We start from the raw sequence: 17,466 nt of genomic DNA on the forward strand, positions 1-17,466 counted from the left end.
GGCACAGCTATGACCCAGGCACTTCTTTGCATGTCCCACAGCCCACTGCTCGAACACGCCACGCCGCCGGCCGAGACCGAGGCTGCGGTGCAGGCTGCGTTCGCACAGGCGAAGGCCTTCGTGAAGGAATTCGACCCCGAGCTGATCGTCAATTTCGGCCCGGACCACTTCAACGGCTTCTTCTACGATCTGATGCCACCGTTCTGCCTCGGCTACACGGCACACGGCACTGGTGACTACGATTCGTACGACGGCGCACTCGATGTCCCGACGGATTTGGCAGAGGATCTCGCCCAATTCGTGATCGACCGGGGTATCGACCTGGCGATCTCACGCCGCATGGAGGTCGACCACGGCGCCGTGCAGCCGATGGAGATCCTGTACGACGGCGACGTCGCTTCGAAGCCCGTGCTCCCGGTGTTCGTGAACTCGGTCGCACGCCCGTTCGTCCCGATGTCCCGGGTTCGAGCCTTCGGACACGCGATCGGCGAGTACTTCGCCGGCGTCGACCGGCGAGTCCTGTTCATCGGCTCCGGCGGACTGTCGCACGATCCGCCCGTCCCGCAGTTCGACACCGCGAACGCCGCCCAACGGGAATTTCTCACCGTGGGAAGGAATCCCACTCCGGAGTTTCGTGCAGCACGGCAGGCCAACACGATCGAGACAGCACGCAAGTTCGCGGCCGGCGAAGCCGACATCATGGATCTGAATCCCGAGTGGGATCGCGGTTTCCTCGATGTATGCGCTTCGGGCCGAGTCGAGGACTTCGATCGGTACACGGCCGACGGCATGGACGCGGTCGCCGGACACTCGTCCCATGAGGTCCGTACGTGGGTCGCGGCGTACTCCGCGCTACATGCTTGCGGGCCGTACCGGGTGGGGTACGAGTTCTACCGGCCGATCCGTGAGTACATTGCGGGGTTCGCGGTGACCACTGCGCTGCCGGCCTGATCGTGGACGGTCGCTACATCCAGTAGGCCTGCGATTTGATCTGCTTCTTCGGGATTCCGAAATCCCCCTTGAACGCGGCAGCGATCGCGCGGGTCCACTTCGATTCCGCTGCAACCCATCCGAAGTGGTCGTGCGCATCGAAAGGCTCGGCCTTCACTGCGTCGGCGAGACTCTTCCCCTCGTTCGCGCGCTGAATCCAGTTCACCGTGACGTTCGGACCCGCGTCGAGCGGGAGCGTGCGGTCCTTCTCGTGCACCCATTCGATCCACACCTTCGCGGGCACGTCACCGATCGAGGCGAGCAGAGAATTGATGGCGGGCAGTGAGGCGATGTCGCCGGCGATGAGGTACCCCGCGGGCGTCGCGTCGGGCACCTCGAACTTCGATCCCATCACGGTCGCGCCGATCTTCTCGCCGGGAGCCACCGTCTGCGCCCACCTCGCGGCGGATCCGTCGTGGATAGCGAAGTCGATGTCGAAGGTCCCCGCGTCGACGTCGATGTCGACGAGCGTGTAGCCCCGTTGGTGCACCTTGTCGCCGTCGGGAAACCACATGCGGATCCACATGGTGGGGTGCACCGGATGTTCCGCGAGCAGGCCGCCGTCGGTGAAGCCGATCCGCAGATAGTGCTCGGTGATCTCGGTGCGGCTCGTGACGGTCAGCTCGTAGTCGTCGGCGCGGAGCAGTTTGAGAACCGCACCTTGCCATCCGCGAGACTTCTCGGCCATACCGCCACCTACCCATCATCGGTCGCCGATCCCCCACCGGAATCGTCGACCTATCCTAACGCAGCGAAGATAGGTTTGCCTTACGTAACTTCTCCCCCGTTCAAGGCCGGAGGAGGTGCCTCGGGTTCGCGACACGCAGTCGCTGGACGACCGCACCGATTACCGCGGAGCGCACATCCGGGTCGGAGACATCGAGCACCCCGCTTCGGAGGCGAAGGGCCAACTCCGCTTCGTCGCGACAGCCCACACGGAAAAGGCGCCCAGCGTGCACTGCCCGTTGGCCGGAACCGAGCTGTTGTTCCCTCCGTGCGACCTGCAGGAGACTCGTGCAGATCTTCAAGCGATACGCCGCACCGGGATCGGTGAGCGACGGAGCGATACCACCGCCGAGTTCCTCGATCACCGCGTCGAGCAGATCGGAGACGCCGGGAAGTCCGTGCAGGTCGCCGTGGGGTTCGGCCTCAGGCACCGGGTCCGGGGGCAGCACCGCGCCGTCGACCGGCCCCAGGATGCGAAGCAGGTCCCATTCGGATTCGCACACCCGCCTACCGATGGTCCGAGCACGAGCCAACGCAGCGTGCCGAAGACCTCCCACCAGTGCAGATCCTCCGGGTCGGGACGCCACCCCGCGACACGTTCGTATCCGTCGAGCAGGTCGTCACGTGTACCGACCCCGGCCACCGGCGCGTCACCACCGAAACGCCATGCGCGCACGCACAGCCACCCCAGATCCTCGACCGGATCCCCGACATGTGCGAGTTCCCAATCGAGTACGGCTTCTGTGCCGTCGGGTCCGACCAGTAGGTTCCCGAGCCGGAAATCACCGTGCACCAGTGCTTTACCACGCATCGGTGGACGATGGTGATCGAGCCAGCGCAGGGCGATCTCGACGACGGGTCGCGGCTCGTCGAACGAGCGGTAGAGGTCCCGGATCACGTCGAGGGGGTCGCCGGTGCCGAGCATCGCAACCTCGGAGACGGGCACGGCATGGATACGAGCGAGTATCCCGCCCAGTTCCTCGGCCAGCCCCGCCCGAGCTTCGGAGAGCGTCTCGTCCCGGTGAATCCTCCTCGGAATGCTCTCGCCCGTTATGCGTTCCATGATGAGGAAAGGGGCGTCGAGTCCCGGTGCGGTGTCGGCCGCGACGACGACTTCCGGCACGGGTACTCCCGCCGCACGCGCCGCGCGCAGGCATGCGGCTTCGGCGCGCATCCGCAGTGCGTCGCCGTGGCCGGGCGGGTCGCGGCGTAACACGTAGCCGCTCGTGCCCTCACTGCGGACCGCGTCGAACGACCAGACCTGCCTGCTCGCTCCGCCGGTGAGCCGGCGCAGGCCGGTCACCGACACCGCCGTACACCAGTGCGCCGACAGGATGTCGGCGATGTCCGCCGCTACTTCCACGGCGCCGTCTCCCCGTCACGTAGGAGTCGTCGCGCGGTCGACATGCGGTGCACCTCGTCGGGCCCGTCGTAGATCCGCGCGTAACGAGCCTGGCGATACATCCTTTCGAGCGGTGTGTCGGCGGTCAGCCCGAGTGCGCCGTGCACCTGGATGGCCCGGTCGATGACGTTGTGGAGCATCCGAGCTCCCCAGAACTTCACGAGCCCGATCTGCACTCGCGCGTCTTCGCCGGCATCCATGACCCGGGCGGCGTCGAGGGTCATCAGCCTCGACGCGTGGATCTCCGCGGCCGATTCGGCCACATACCTTTGGATCTCGCCCTTCTCGGAGAGCAACGAGCCATGGGCGAATCGTTCGTCGGCGCGCGCACACATCAATTCGAACGCACGTTGCGCCTGCCCGAGCCAGCGCATGGCATGGAAGATCCGGCCCGGCCCGAGTCTGTCCTGGGCGACGACGAATCCGTTGCCGCGCGCGCCGAGCAGGTTCGTCGCAGGTACCCGCACATCGATGTAGCGGACCTCGTAGTGGTCGCTGGGATCGTGACCCATCGTCGGAATGGAGCGGACTATCTCGAAGCCGGGAGTGTCGGTGGGGACGATGATCGCGCTGATGCTGCGGTGCAACGCTGTCGACTCGGGTTCGGTGCGGGCGAACACAGTACAATAACCGGCCTCCCGGGCGCCAGTGGTGAACCACTTGTGTCCGTTGATGATCCAGTGATCTCCGTCGAGGGTTGCAGCGGTCCGGACGAGAATCGGATCGGATCCGGCGACCTCGGGTTCGGTCATTCCGACGGACGGGAGGATCTCTCCCGACACGAGCCCGGGGACCCAGCGGCGGCGTTGCTCGTCGGTGCCGTGGCGATGGAGCATCAGCGCGTCCTGCATCGACACCGAACCCACGGCAAGTTGCCCGAACTCGGAGCGGCCGATGATCTCGTTGAGATAGACGAAGTCGAGGAACGGCACTCCTCCCCCGCCGATCTCCTCGGGATGCCCGAGCGCCCACAACCCGAGGTCCTTCGCGCGGGATTTCAGTCGGGTGAGTGCCGCGGCCGCCTCGTCGTCATGCTGCGAGAGGACGGGCTCCCGGGGGACGACCTCGTCGTCGATGAAGGAGCGCATGCGAGTGCACAGCTCTGCCACCCGCCCCTCCGGCCGGTTCGCTGTCATGGCCGACAATCTATCGGCACACGCATGCGTTCACATGCATTTCGATCCGCCACGGGTCGGCGTGTGCGCTTCTGCGGCTCCGATCCAGCGCCCGATCGGCAGCGTCGAAACCTGGCCCTTGCGCATAAGGATTGCCTAACCTATATTCATCAGTGGGCCTGTTGAGGACCGAGCGGAGAGCTGAGGGCTGCAGCGAACTCCCGGTCCCCGCCTACGGCGGGTCCCGTCGCTTTCGAGCGCGGGACCCGCCGGTTCGTCTCCTCCACCTTCGCACAGTGCATCCGCACCCCGCACTACCTTGCTTCAGTACCCTCACTCACCGGCATCGCGCGGACCCGCGGCTTCCCGAGCAGTGCCCGGATCGAGAACCGGCCGAGTTCCGGGTCGTACGGCCTATGGGCGGCGTAGACGAGCACGTGGAACTTCTCGTGCAGCGCCAGGGCGCGACGGATCTCCGGCGTCAACCGCCCGTGCAACTCGAAGGTCTTCACGCCGGATTCGATATAGGACCGGAACTCCCGCGGCGGCGTCCACGCCCGCCTCGGCGAGACATCCACCCGCATGCCGCTGAGTTGGACGATGGGAACCTCTGCCGCGCCGAGACACAGAGCGAGATCGAGATCCTCGTGAATATCCGGTGCCACGCTCACGTGGTCGCGAACCCGGTCCCATGCCGTCCGCCGGATCGCCATGTTGGCTCCGTGCAAATTCCGGTAGGGGCGTTCTCCACCAAAAATTCCACGCTGGACCTGCTTTTCGACGTACCACCCCTTGAGTCGCCGATAGGGCGAATCGTACGAATTGTTCAGTCCGCTGATGGCACCGACCTCCTCCGTGTCGCCCCTCCCGAAGTAGTCACATACCACCCGAGCCCAGCGCGGACAGACACGCGTATCCGCATCGACCCGCCCGAGGATGTCGCCACCCGCGGCTTCGAATCCGGTATTTCTCGCATGTGCGACACCGGGTTTCGCCTCTTCCACCAGCTTGATCTTCGGGCATCTCCCCTGCGCATGCCGCACGACGTCGACGGTGGAATCGGTGCTGTTGTTGTCGACCACGACGATATCGACGAGGTCGTGCTGCTGCTCGATCAACGCGTCGAGGCACGGTCCGATATATCTCTCCTCGTTGTGGACGGGAACGATGACGGACAATCCGGCTCGTGTGACCATGACGCCCGATGCTACCGCCTACACAGCAGTCGGCCCGCCTCAGGTGTGTCACCCGAGGCGGGCCAATGCATCTCTTTACCAACCGTTTCCGGTTACCTGACGACCAGCTCTCCGTCCTCGACCGCCACGGTCACCGCGCCGCCCTCGACGAGTTCGTCGTCGAGCAGCAGATCCGCGATGCGATCATCGACCTCACGCTGGATCGCACGCCGCAGCGGACGCGCACCGAACTCGGGCTGGTGCCCACGATCGGCGAGCCATTCGACGGCCACACCATCGATGTCGAGATCGATACCCTTGTCCGCCAGCTTCTTCCGAGTGTCTTCGAGCAACAGATCGGTGATGCGCCGCAGCTGATCATCGTCGAGCTTGCGGAACAGCACGATCTCGTCGATCCGGTTGAGGAACTCGGGTCGCATCGTCTCGCGCAACCTAGCCATCACCCTGTCACGCAACGGCTTCTCTGCCGCCTCGGCATCACCGGTGGTGAAACCGAGCGCGCCACCGCGGCTCGAGATGATGTCCGATCCGAGGTTGCTCGTCATGATCACCACGGTGTTGCTGAAATCGACCGTGCGGCCTTCACCGTCGGTCAGGCGACCGTCGTCGAGGACCTGAAGCAGCGTGTTGAACACGTCCGGGTGTGCCTTCTCGATCTCGTCGAGCAGCACCACCGAGTACGGGTTGCGCCGCACCTTCTCGGTGAGCTGGCCGGCTTCGCCGTACCCGACATACCCGGGAGGGGCGCCGACGAGGCGACTGACCGTGTGCCGCTCACCGAACTCGCTCATGTCGACGCGCAGCATCGATCGCTCGTCTCCGAACAGTACCTCCGCCAAGGCTTTCGCCAGCTCGGTCTTGCCGACGCCGGTCGGCCCGAGGAAAAGGAAGCTGCCCACCGGTCGGCCCGGATCGCTCATCCCCGATCGACTACGCCGTACCGCGCGGGCCACTGCCCGGACGGCTTCGTCCTGCCCGACGACACGCTCGTGCAGTTCGCTCTCGAGGTTCCGGAGCCGATCCTTCTCACCACTTGTCATCCGGGTGACGGGAATACCCGTTGCGCGGGAGACGATCTCGGCGATCAGCTCCGTATCCACCACGGGGGCATCGGCGTCGTCGCTCGCGGGCGCACCCGAATCGATACGGGCCTGCACCTTGACGATCTCGTCGCGGATCCGCGACGCCTCCTCGTAGAGTTCGGCTGCAACGGCGGCATCCTTCTCCGCTTCGAGCGACACCACCTGTTCGCGGAGGGCATCGGTGTCGACCCGCGGAGACCGCAGCCGCAGCCGCGCTCCCGCCTGGTCGATCAGATCGATGGCCTTGTCGGGAAGGTGGCGGTCCGGCAGGTACCGTACCGACAGATCCACCGCTGCCTCGATCGCCTCGTCGGCATACCGGACACCGTGGAACTGTGCGTACCGGTCGCGGAGTCCGAGCAGGATGGTGACGGCATCGTCGTGCGACGGCTCGCCCACCGTGACGGGCTGGAATCGCCGCTCGAGCGCCGGGTCCTTTTCGATGTGTTTACGGTACTCGTCGAGCGTGGTCGCGCCGACGATGTGCAGTTCGCCGCGGGCAAGCTTGGGCTTGAGGATGTTGCTCGCATCCATCGAGCCCTCACTGCCCCCACCACCGGCACCGACGACGGTGTGCAGCTCGTCGATGAAGACGATCAGCGCACCTTTCTGCGCGGTGATCTCGTCGAGCACCGAGGTGAGTCGCTCCTCGAAGTCGCCGCGATAGCGGGTACCGGCCACCATCGAGGTCAGGTCCAGCTGGACGATGCGCTTGTCGCGCAGAGTGTCCGGGACGTCGCCGTCCACGATGCGCTGGGCCAGGCCCTCGACGATCGCGGTCTTGCCGACACCTGCTTCACCCACGAGCACCGGGTTGTTCTTGGTGCGACGCGAGAGGATCTCGACGGTCTGCTCGATCTCGTCGGCACGACCGATGACGGGGTCCACCCCACCTCTTCGAGCACGATCGGTCAGGTCGACGCCGTACTTGTCGAGGGTAGGCGTAGACGATTCCGTCTCCGCCGGTGCTGCAGGCACCGGCTGGAGCGCGGTCTGCAGCGACTGCGGGGTGACCCCCAGCGACGCGAGCAGACGCCCCGGAGCGCGGGTCTGGTCAGCAGCGAGCGTGAAGAACAGGTGTTCTGGATCGATATACGTGGATCCGAGGGCACGCGACAGCTGGTGAGCCTCGAGCAGAGCGGTCTTCACCGCGCCGCTGAGGGCAGGTGCAGTCGCACTGCTCCCGGGATCACCCTGGGGGAGTCGCTGCTCCACGGCCTTGATCACGTCGGCGGGATCAGCACCGGAGCGGGTCATGACCGTCCGGGCCGGGTCCTGCTCAGCCATTGCACGCAGAACGTGCAGGGCATCGAGATCTGCGTCGCCGCGTTCCGCTGCGAAACGCGCCGCATCAGCCATGAGCTCTTGCGTCCCGCGGCTCATGAAGCGCGAGATATCGATGCGGCCGGGGCCACCAGGCCCGAAGAATGACGGCATTCCGAAGCCTTTCTGTTGAACTTGAGTCGTACTTACTCAACTAACGTGTGCACCGCGGAATCAATTCCCCCAATCGAGTGATCCACGACACACCTTCGCGGCGGCCGGAACGTCCGCGTAGCGTGGACACGTGCACAAGCAGTACGGGCCGCAGCTCACGCTGTTCGCCACCGAACTCGACTTCGTTCTCGATGACTTCCAGATCCGCGCCTGCCGCTCACTCGAGAACCACCGCGACGTCCTGGTCTGCGCACCCACCGGCTCCGGGAAGACGGTCGTGGGCGAGTTCGCCGCCCATCTCGCCCTGCAGTCGAACGGGACGTGCTTCTACACCACACCGATCAAGGCACTGAGCAATCAGAAGTTCCACGACTTCGCCGAACGATTCGGTGACGACAGGGTAGGCCTGCTCACCGGCGACCTCACACACAATCCGGACGCACCGGTGGTCGTCATGACCACCGAAGTACTGCGGAGCATGCTGTACGGTCATTCCCCACTGCTGACCGGCCTGACCCACGTCGTCATGGACGAGGTGCACTATCTCGCCGACAGCGAGCGCGGAGCGGTGTGGGAGGAATCGATACTGCATCTCCCGACGTCCGTACGACTCGCGAGTCTCTCGGCAACGGTGAGCAACGCCGAGGAATTCGGCGAGTGGATCGCTCGCGTCCGCGGCGAGACGACCGTGGTCGTCGAGGAGACCCGCCCGGTGCCGCTCACTCAGCACATGCTCGCGGGAGGTCGCCTGTTCGACCTGCTGTCGCCGGTCGACGGGAATATCGACGACAGCCTCGACCGCTACATCGCGCATCGACGCCTCGTCGAGGCGGCTCCGCCACCGGCCTCCGGGCGCGGACGCCGCGTGCGACGCAGCCACCGGCCCGAGCCGGCCGGAGCCGACCGACCCGAGATCGTCGCACGCCTGGAAGCCGAACAGCTGCTGCCGGCCATCTGGTTCCGTTTCAGCCGCGCCGGGTGTGACGCCGCCGTCACCGAATGCATCGAGGGCTCGGTGCGGCTCACCGACGGATCCGACCTGGCCGAGATCCGGTCCATCGCGGAGAAACACACCGCCACACTGCCTCCCGCCGATCTCGATGCGCTGGGTTACGCCGACTGGATCGACGGTCTGGAACGCGGTTTCGCCGCGCACCACGCGGGCCTCGTCCCCGCATTCCGGCACACCGTCGAAGAACTGTTCGCCCGCAACCTGGTGAAGGTGGTCTTCGCGACAGAGACGCTCGCGGTGGGCGTGAACATGCCGGCCCGGACGGTCGTGCTGGAACGTCTCGTCAAACCGACGGCCGACGGGCCGGTACGACTGACTGCCGGCGAGTACACCCAGTTGACCGGCCGCGCCGGCCGGCGCGGCATCGACGAACAGGGACACGCCGTGGTGCTGTGGAGTCCCGACATCGCCCCCGCAACGGTCGCCGGACTCGCCTCCACCCGCACCTACCCCCTGCACAGTTCGCTGCGCGTCGGTTACAACACGGCGGTCAATCTCATCGACGATCTCGGCGTGGACGGTGCTCGCGCGCTGCTCGGGCGCTCGTTCGCCCAGTTCCAGGCGCAGAACTCCGTCTCCGCGCTGGCCGAGGCCGCCCGGGTCAACACCGCGACCCTCGCGGCGCTCGATGCGCAGCTCAGCGAGGCCGACGGATTCGCCGAATACCGGAGCCTGTGCGACCGGCTCACCATCGCCCGCAGCACCGCACCGGCCGACACGGTCTCCGTCCTTGCGCGGGCGGTCCGCTCTCATCCCGGGCACCGCCGAGGCGACCGCGACCGTCTGCTCACACTCGCCGCCCGGCGCAGTACTCTGCACGCCGACACCGAACTGCTACTCGCACAGGTTCATACGGTCTCGGCGCGGCTCGTCGAGACGTTCGACCGCACCCTTGCACTGCTCGACGAACGCGGCCATGTCCTGCACGACCCCCTCAGTGGACACGCGCACGTCACCGACGACGGGCATCGACTCAGTCGGATCTATTGCCGCAGTGATCTTCTCGTATCCGAGTGCCTGCGCACCGGGGCCTGGTCCGGTCTCGAACCCGCCGAGTTGGCCGCGGTTGCGTCGAGCGTACTCGGCGAGAATCGCCGACGCACAGCCACAACCGCGGGGCGGACGACCCCCGCGGTCGACGAGGCGCTGCGTGCGACAGCCCGGTTGTGGGGCGAACTCGCCGCCGCCGAGGAACGGCACGGTCTGACGGTGAGCCCCGAGCCCGATCCGGCTCCGGTTGCTGCGATCTACCGGTGGGCGCGGGACGACGGACTCGCCGCGGCACTGCAGGCCGCCTCCGATTCGGGGCACTCGGGAGGCGATCTGGTCCGCCACTACCTGCGGACACTCGACCTCGTGGACCAGACCCGGCTGTGCCGCCGGGACGCACTACCGCGCGTGCCGTCCACGCTACGGTGAACGATCCGCCTGCTTCATTCCGACAGCATCTCCACCCCGCACAGCTTCTCCGACAGTGTCCACAGCCTCGATGCAACGTCTTCGTCCTTGGAACGGGCACTCGACTGCACCCGCTTCGGATGCCCACGCATCTCGAAGAACGAGTCGGGACCGTAGAAGCCACCCGGCTCGACGCCGGGGACCGTCGCCGCATACAGCGACGGCAACGCGCCCATTGCGGGTGACTGCCCGATGATCGGCGTCGAGAGCTCCATGAGCTTTCCGTACAGGGTCTCGCTGCGGAACTGCAGATTGGTCGACGAGTACCCCGGGTGCACGACCAGTGAGCGCACCGGCGACTCGCGTCCGGTCAGGCGTCGTTGCAGTTCGTACGCGAACAACAGGTTGGCGAGCTTCGACTGTCCGTACGCGAGCCAGCGGTCGTATCGCCGATGCTCCCAATTGAGATCGTCGAGATCGATCCGTCCGATCCGATGCATCGCGCTGCTCACCGTCACGACCCGGTCGGTGATGCGTCCGAGCAGCAGTGCAGTGAGCGCGAAATGCCCGAGGTGGTTGGTGCCGATCTGCATCTCGAAGCCGTCAGCGGTCCGCCGCAGCGGTACTGCCATCACACCCGCATTGTTGATCAGGACGTCGACCACTTCGTGCGACGCGGCGAGGCCGTCGACGAACTCGCGCACCGAGTCCAGATCGGCCAGGTCCAGCCGGCGCACCTGAACGCCGTCACCGAGTTCGGCCGCGACCTTCTCGCCCTTCGCGACGTCGCGGCACGCGAGCACCACGCGCGCACCCGCCGCAGCCAGGGCCCGTGTCGTTTCGGCGCCCAGTCCGCTGTTCGCGCCCGTCACGACGAACGTCCGGCCGGTCTGATCGGGGATGTCCTGCGCAGTCCATGCCACCATGACGGTCAGACTACGGGTGACGGAGCGTGCGGAACAGATATCGGGGCTGCCGGAGCAGCAGCGGTCAGGACCCGAGACCCGCGAGGAACACCCCGGCCAGCGCGATCGACGCGACCCACACGGTCGAGATCGCGGCAAGGACGAAGGGTCGCGCACCCACCTTCTTGATGGTCGCTACGTGTACACCGGCACCGAGGGCAAACATCGCCGCGGTGAGCAGCGCGGTCTGCACGACGGACGCCACGTCGAGTGCAACGTCCGGAACCAGCCCGCTTGCTCGCACCGCAACGCACACGAGAAACGCTGCAACGAACAGCGGCACGAGCGGAGGACGGTGCGCGTCGGCTCCGGAGTCGGTAAGTCGACGACGCACACCGAGAATCGCAATCACCGGCGCAAGCATCAGTACCCGAGCCAGCTTCGTCACCGCGGCCACCCCGAGCGCCGCACCACCGATGACCCCGCCTGCCGCAACAACCTGAGCAACCTCGTGGATCGATCCTCCCGCCCACACACCGGCAGCCTCGTCGGACAGGCCGAGAGCCTGCGCCAGCAGAGGTACCGCGGGGATCATCAACGTTCCGAAGATCACCACGAGCGCAACAGCAGTGAGCACCTCTTCCTCTTTCGCGTCGACGACACCGTCCACAGCGGCGACGGCTGCCGCACCGCAGATCGAGAATCCACACGCGATGAGGATGCGCTGGGTCCACGTGAGCCCGAGCAGTCCGCCGACGAACATCGTCCCCGTGATTCCGAGGGCGACCACGGCGATCACCACGACGATGACCTTCCAGCCGAGCCCGAGCACGTCCGCGAGGAGTAATTGCAGACCGAGCAGTGCGATGCCCACACGCAGCAGGCGCTTGGCCGAGAACGTCAGACCCGGGCGCACGCGCTGGGGAAGGTCGACCACGTTCGCAACGACCGCGCCGAGAACGATCGCGATCAGCAGCGGGCTGACGGTCGGGAGAAACGCGTTGATTCCCATCGCAGCCGCCGTTGCTGCCGCGCACAGCGCAAGTCCGGGCGCGAGGTCGGTTGCCGCCGACAGCCGGCTCGGGCCTCGGGTCGGAGCCGCTGATGGGGGCGCGCTGACGGTGGAAGTGTGCATAGGTCGACTCTGCGCTGCATCGGCACATGCCGATAGACGTCACTCGAGCATGGGCACATATCGAATCGATATGCCTAGCTCCTCGGGCATGCACCTATGACATGACCATCCGCCACCTCGACGACTTCGTCTACCGCAACGAGATGGGCACGATCGTGGGTGACCAGGACGGTCGCTGTGCCTTGCCGATGGGTGAGCCCGACGATGAGGTCGACGATCTCGGCGCCACGGTCGTGATCGAGCGCGCTCGTCGGCTCGTCGACGAGAAGCACCGGCGGCTCGTTCATCAACGCGCGCGCAATGTTGACGCGTTGACGCTGTCCTCCGGAGAGCTGATGCGGGCGACGTTCCGCCTGATCCGCCAGTCCCACGGTGTCGAGGAGAGCCAGGGCCCTGCTGCGGGCCGCGGATACGGAGCGCCCGTCGATCGCAGCGGTGACCTGGAGTTGCTCGACCGCGGTCAGCGACGGCAGAAGATTGGGCTGCTGGAACACGATGCCTATCTTCTTGCGACGCAGATCTGCCAGCGCACCGCGGGACATACCGGCCGTGGACGTCCCAGCGACGGTGACCGTACCGGAGTCCGGCGCGATCAAGGTCGCGGCGACGGCGAGCAGGCTCGACTTCCCGGAACCCGACGGGCCGACGACGGCGGTGACGTTGCCGGCCTCGACGTCGAGGGTGACGCGATCGAGAGCGACAAGACGCTCGTCGCCGTCGGGGTAGGTGAGAGTGACATCGGTCAGGTTCAGGCTCATCGGGCACTTCCCAGGGCGATCAGAGGGTCGACGGAGGTGACGCGGCGGACCGCGAGGGCTGCACCGGCAGCGCCCAGTGCGATCATCACCGCTGCGGGAATCAGGACTGTCGAGAGCGTCAACTCGAACGGGACGGAACCGGAGATCACCGCGCCGAGCGCAGCGGCAAGACCGGTGCCGACGAGAGTGCAGACCGTCAGCATGACCACCGCCTGCCCGAGGGCGTCGCGCAGCAGCACGGAGGTCGGCGCTCCGAGCGCTTTCAGCACGGCGATGTCGCCGCTGCGCTGGACCGTCCACACGGTGAAGAACGCGCCGACGACGAGAGCAGAGATGACGAACAGGAACACCTGCATCAACTGCAGTGACCCGTTCTCCGAGGTGTACGAGCCGATCGCGGACAGCGAGTCGCTCTTGGTGACGGTCTCCGTTCCGATACTGAGATCGGCTGCAGTGCTGTCGAATCCGTCGACGACATTCAGTGCGATCACCGTGCCCGCCGGTTCCGAAAGGGCGGTCCACACCACGGGGAGATGACCGAAGGAGTCGTCGCCGCGTACCGCCGTCACGGTCAGCTCGCGACCGTTCACCGCGACGCGGTCACCGACGTCGGCGGACAGGTCATCGGCAGCAGTTTCCGACAGCACCGCCGCCTCGGCAGTGACCTGCTCACCACCCGGAAGGAGGCCCGACCCGGCATCGACGGCGAACAGGGATACCGACGCGGTCACGGGACTGTTCGGCGTTCCTGCCGTCGCCCTCGCGGTGGAGATGTCGAGCAGCTCGGCACTCGCCACCCCGGGGGCGTCGTCCCACTGCCTCCACTGCTCACGGGTGAGGGTGGAGTTGGTGAACGACAGGTCCTCGCCGCCAGGATCGGAGAACACGAGGCGATCGACGGGCAGATCCGTGATGGCGGAGATGTTCTGGCGGGCGAGTCCGGCCGTCAGACCGGACAGCAACCCGACCAGTAGGGTGATCAGGACGATGACGGCCGCCATGAGGGCGAATCTGCCCTTGGCGAATCTCAGGTCTCTCCAGGCGACGAACACAGTGCGGCACACTCCTATGGCTGAATCGGACGGGCCGAATACGAACGGAGTCGGTATCGGACGTCATCCACTGTCGTCGCCGCAGCCCCTGTGATCATCTGGCGACCGTGGTGACTTTCCGGATCGAACTGAGGCGTTCGGCCTCCACCTTTCGACAGATGTCGATGCGGGGCGAAGTCCGTAAGCTGGCTCGACAGTGAATACTTCGACGACCGCCACCAAGGTCCTGGCCTGGTGCCTGCACCTGCTCGTGATCGGCCTGCTTGCCCTGACGGTCGTGCGCGTGGTGGCGGGCGACGCTCCCGATGCGGGCGCGGTGGCCACCGTGTCCGCCGTCCTTGCCCTGACCTACGCAGCAGGGCCGCTGCTGCCGGTCGTCGCACGGTCCACGCGCGCGGCTGCGCTCTGGCTCGTCGCAGTCGGCGTCGTCTGGCTGGTTCTGATGTCACTGTCCGCAGAAGGCGTGTGGCTGGCATTCCCCCTGTACTTCGTGCAGCTCCACTTGCTGCCGCGGCGCTACGGGCTGGTCGCGGTGGCCGTTACCGCGATCGGGGCCGTGGCGGGGTTCGCCCTCCACCAGGACACCGTGACACCCGCCGCGGTGATCGGTCCGACTCTGGGCGCCGCGGTCGCCGTCGCCGTCGTGTGGGGATACCAGACCCTGTACCGGGAGAGTGAACAGCGTCGGATGCTGATCGACGAGCTGACCGCGACACGCGCCGACTTGGCGGCAGCGCAGCACCGCGCGGGTGTCCTGCAGGAACGCGAGCGCCTGGCGCGCGAAATCCACGACACTCTCGCTCAGGGCCTGTCGAGCATCCAATTGCTGCTGCGCGCCGCCGAACGTGCGCTGCCGGATCGCACCGATGCCGCTGCGGACCTCGTCGTGCAGGCCCGGACCGCCGCTGTGGACAATCTGGCCGAGGCTCGGCGGTTCGTCGCTGCCCTGACTCCCCCGGCACTCGAGGGCACGACCCTCGCCGACGCACTCGATCGCCTCTGCGCAACCGCATCGGCGCGGCACGGCCTCGATGCCCGGTTCGACCTGACCGGGACGCCGGTGCCCCTACCCACCGCCCACGAGGTGGCGTTGTTACGTGTCGCGCAGTCTGCGCTCGCGAACACCGTGAGCCACGCCGACGCCACGACAGTGAAGATCACCCTCAGTTTCCTCGACGACCAGGTCGCTGTGGACATCGTCGACGACGGGCGTGGATTCGACCCCTCCTCGGTACGCCCTCCGGGGCCGGACGGCGACGGGTTCGGGTTGGCTGCTATGCGTGCACGGATACTCGATCTCCGGGGCACGTTCACCCTCGAGTCCGAACCCGGGTCGGGCACCGCCCTCGCCGCTCGTCTTCCGCTCCCCACGATCGAGGTGGATCCGTGACAGGTGAACCGATCCGGCTGCTGCTCGCCGACGATCATCCCGTCGTCCGTGCCGGGTTACGCGCCGTGCTCGAGACCGAGCCGGGTATGACCGTGGTCGCGGAGGCCGCGACCGCAGAGGAAGCCGTTGCTCGCGCGGCGGAGGGCGACATCGACGTCGTCGTCATGGACCTACGGTTCGGTGGTGGCATGACCGGCGCGGAGGCCACCGCCGCGATCACCGCCCGCCCCGACGCGCCGCGGATCCTGGTCGTGACGACCTACGGCACCGACGCCGACACGCTGCCCGCGATCGAGGCCGGCGCGACCGGATACCTGCTCAAGGACGCTCCTCCCGAAGAGCTCGCCGCGGGGATCCGCACGGCTGCGGCCGGACGCACCACTCTGGCGCCCGCCGTGGCCGATCGACTGGTCACCCGGTTGCGCAATCCGGGTACTGCGCTGACCCGACGCGAGGTCGAGGTCCTCACGCTCGTCGCCGAGGGTCTGTCCAACCAGCGGATCGGACGGCAATTGCATCTGACCGAGGGCACCGTCAAGTCGCATCTCGCGCACATCTACACCAAGCTCGGCGTCGACTCCCGCACCGCAGCGGTCGCGAAGGCCACCGCACTCGGTTACATCCGCCGCTGACGGACCCCCGTAGGTCCGGGCGGCCGGCGCGCCGATTCCCTCGTAGACTGCGCCGAACGACACGATCGATTCCAACACGCGGAAGGTTCGACGATTGAGCCGGCATTCGGGAGGGACAGATCGTTCGCTCGTCTCGGCGCTGCGCGCGAAGGTCGGCGACGCAGCCGCCGACGTCTACGACCTGCACGCCGAGAGACTGTACGGGTACGTGCGCGGGTTCCTCGATCCGTCCACCGCCTCCGACGTGGTGCACGATGCGGTGTGGATCGCGATCGAACGGATCCGGACGCTGCGTGATCCCGACATGTTCCGGCCGTGGCTGTACGCGATCGCGCGGTCGGAGTGCGTGCGCGCCTCCAGCGGTTCTGCGCTGGGTTACGTTCCCGCCGGCCCCGAAGCGGACGTCGATTCCGAGACCACTGTCCTCGCGCCTGTGCACGCACTGGATCCGACAGATCTCGAGGCGGTCGACCTCACCGTGCGGCACGGGTTCACCGACCGTCAGGTCGCCGCGATCATCGGCCGGGGATTCGATGTCGCCGCCGCGCTCGAACACGCGAGCGCTGCCTCCACCGACCCGGCCGGGCAACTCGACCGACTGCCCACGGCCCCGCCGCCGCCCTATCTGCGCAACCGGGTGCTCACGGCGCCGCCGTCCGCCGCAGAACGCACCGCAATGGGGCGCCGGATCGACCCGGTCGATCGCACAGGTTTTCCGGCGCCCGGGCGACCACGACGCGCTATCGTCGCGTGGGGCGCGTCCGCAGCCGGGGTCGCAGCATTGGTCGCCGTCGCGGTGTTCGCCTTCGTCGATCGTGCGCCCGCCGAGCAGAGCGTGCCGAGTCCGAGCGGCGCGACGCTGCGCGTGGACTTCGGGGACTATCCGGAGGGCACCACCGCCCCTGTCACGACTAGACCGACCACCGCGTCCCCGGAGACGAGCACGTCGACCGTTGTCCCGGCCCCGGTCACGACGACCGAGGTGACCGACGCCGCGACGGAGACATCCTCGCCGCAGACCTCCATCGATCCGTCACCCACGACCGAGTCCTCCCCCACGACCACCGAGACCGGGTGGACGTCTCGACGCGACCGGTCCCGCAACAACGACTCCGACGACGAATCCGATCGCTCGGAAACCGACGGAAGTACCGGTGGGGGCTCGACGAATACGGCACCACCGGTGTTCACGTTCGAACCCGGGGTGCCTTCTGGACTGTCGGAGGAATAGGCCGG

The 17,466-nt window shown here is 66.9% G+C and carries 15 protein-coding genes; 5 read left to right on the plus strand and 10 right to left on the minus strand.

Annotated features, from left to right (window positions below):
- Window positions 1-9: 9 nt before the first annotated feature.
- Window positions 10-951, plus strand: coding sequence for a 3-carboxyethylcatechol 2,3-dioxygenase (locus Q7514_RS23920; protein WP_330135748.1), 942 nt, complete (start codon window positions 10-12; stop codon window positions 949-951).
- A gap of 13 nt (window positions 952-964) precedes the next feature.
- On the opposite strand, the gene Q7514_RS23925 is transcribed toward Q7514_RS23920, so the two are convergent.
- From Q7514_RS23925 to Q7514_RS23950, 6 genes are all read right to left on the minus strand, one after another.
- On the minus strand, window positions 965-1,678 hold the full coding sequence (locus Q7514_RS23925; RefSeq protein WP_330135749.1) for a siderophore-interacting protein: 714 nt from the start codon (window positions 1,676-1,678) through the stop codon (window positions 965-967).
- A gap of 100 nt (window positions 1,679-1,778) precedes the next feature.
- Window positions 1,779-2,147, minus strand: coding sequence for a DUF6285 domain-containing protein (locus Q7514_RS23930; protein ID WP_330135750.1), 369 nt, complete (start codon window positions 2,145-2,147; stop codon window positions 1,779-1,781).
- Complete coding sequence (locus Q7514_RS23935) at window positions 2,078-3,079, minus strand: phosphotransferase family protein (protein ID WP_330135751.1); 1,002 nt, start codon at window positions 3,077-3,079, stop codon at window positions 2,078-2,080. Before Q7514_RS23935 ends, Q7514_RS23930 begins: the two co-directional genes overlap by 70 nt.
- The gene (locus Q7514_RS23940) at window positions 3,070-4,254 is read right to left on the minus strand and encodes an acyl-CoA dehydrogenase family protein (protein ID WP_330135752.1); all 1,185 of its coding nucleotides are present in this window, start codon (window positions 4,252-4,254) and stop codon (window positions 3,070-3,072) included. The genes Q7514_RS23935 and Q7514_RS23940 overlap by 10 nt, the downstream gene beginning before the upstream one ends.
- Before the next feature lie 293 nt (window positions 4,255-4,547).
- A complete protein-coding gene (locus Q7514_RS23945) occupies window positions 4,548-5,429 on the minus strand; it encodes a glycosyltransferase (RefSeq protein WP_330135753.1) in 882 nt (293 codons plus the stop codon).
- Window positions 5,430-5,521: 92 nt separating this feature from the next.
- Window positions 5,522-7,948 (minus strand): ATP-dependent Clp protease ATP-binding subunit, encoded by a 2,427-nt coding sequence (locus Q7514_RS23950; RefSeq protein WP_330135754.1) that lies wholly within the window; start codon window positions 7,946-7,948, stop codon window positions 5,522-5,524.
- Window positions 7,949-8,078: 130 nt separating this feature from the next.
- Here Q7514_RS23950 and Q7514_RS23955 point away from each other — a divergent pair, with 130 nt between their 5' ends.
- Entirely contained in the window at window positions 8,079-10,379 is a 2,301-nt protein-coding gene (locus Q7514_RS23955; protein ID WP_330135755.1) for a DEAD/DEAH box helicase, read from the plus strand.
- A 14-nt stretch (window positions 10,380-10,393) separates the two neighbouring features.
- On the opposite strand, the gene Q7514_RS23960 is transcribed toward Q7514_RS23955, so the two are convergent.
- The 4 genes from Q7514_RS23960 to Q7514_RS23975 form a co-directional block, all read right to left on the minus strand.
- Window positions 10,394-11,284, minus strand: a complete 891-nt coding sequence (locus Q7514_RS23960) for an oxidoreductase (RefSeq protein WP_330135756.1) — start codon at window positions 11,282-11,284, stop codon at window positions 10,394-10,396.
- A 64-nt stretch (window positions 11,285-11,348) separates the two neighbouring features.
- Complete coding sequence (locus tag Q7514_RS23965; RefSeq protein ID WP_330135757.1) at window positions 11,349-12,398, minus strand: YeiH family protein; 1,050 nt, start codon at window positions 12,396-12,398, stop codon at window positions 11,349-11,351.
- 74 nt (window positions 12,399-12,472) lie between these two features.
- On the minus strand, window positions 12,473-13,156 hold the full coding sequence (locus Q7514_RS23970; RefSeq protein WP_330135758.1) for an ABC transporter ATP-binding protein: 684 nt from the start codon (window positions 13,154-13,156) through the stop codon (window positions 12,473-12,475).
- Window positions 13,153-14,208 carry an ABC transporter permease gene (locus Q7514_RS23975; RefSeq protein ID WP_330135759.1) on the minus strand — a complete coding sequence of 352 codons (1,056 nt, stop codon included), beginning with the start codon at window positions 14,206-14,208 and terminating at the stop codon, window positions 13,153-13,155. Before Q7514_RS23975 ends, Q7514_RS23970 begins: the two co-directional genes overlap by 4 nt.
- 196 nt (window positions 14,209-14,404) lie before the next feature.
- Here Q7514_RS23975 and Q7514_RS23980 point away from each other — a divergent pair, with 196 nt between their 5' ends.
- The 3 genes from Q7514_RS23980 (at window position 14,405) to Q7514_RS23990 (ending at window position 17,461) form a co-directional block, all read left to right on the plus strand.
- A complete protein-coding gene (locus Q7514_RS23980) occupies window positions 14,405-15,598 on the plus strand; it encodes a sensor histidine kinase (RefSeq protein ID WP_330135760.1) in 1,194 nt (397 codons plus the stop codon).
- Window positions 15,595-16,230 carry a response regulator transcription factor gene (locus Q7514_RS23985; protein WP_330135761.1) on the plus strand — a complete coding sequence of 212 codons (636 nt, stop codon included), beginning with the start codon at window positions 15,595-15,597 and terminating at the stop codon, window positions 16,228-16,230. Before Q7514_RS23980 ends, Q7514_RS23985 begins: the two co-directional genes overlap by 4 nt.
- A 94-nt stretch (window positions 16,231-16,324) precedes the next feature.
- Complete coding sequence (locus tag Q7514_RS23990) at window positions 16,325-17,461, plus strand: RNA polymerase sigma factor (RefSeq protein ID WP_330135762.1); 1,137 nt, start codon at window positions 16,325-16,327, stop codon at window positions 17,459-17,461.
- Window positions 17,462-17,466: the final 5 nt, after the last annotated feature.

It is taken from the genome of Rhodococcus artemisiae, assembly GCF_036327795.1.
In the GTDB taxonomy this organism is placed as follows: Bacteria; Actinomycetota; Actinomycetes; order Mycobacteriales; family Mycobacteriaceae; genus Rhodococcus; species Rhodococcus artemisiae.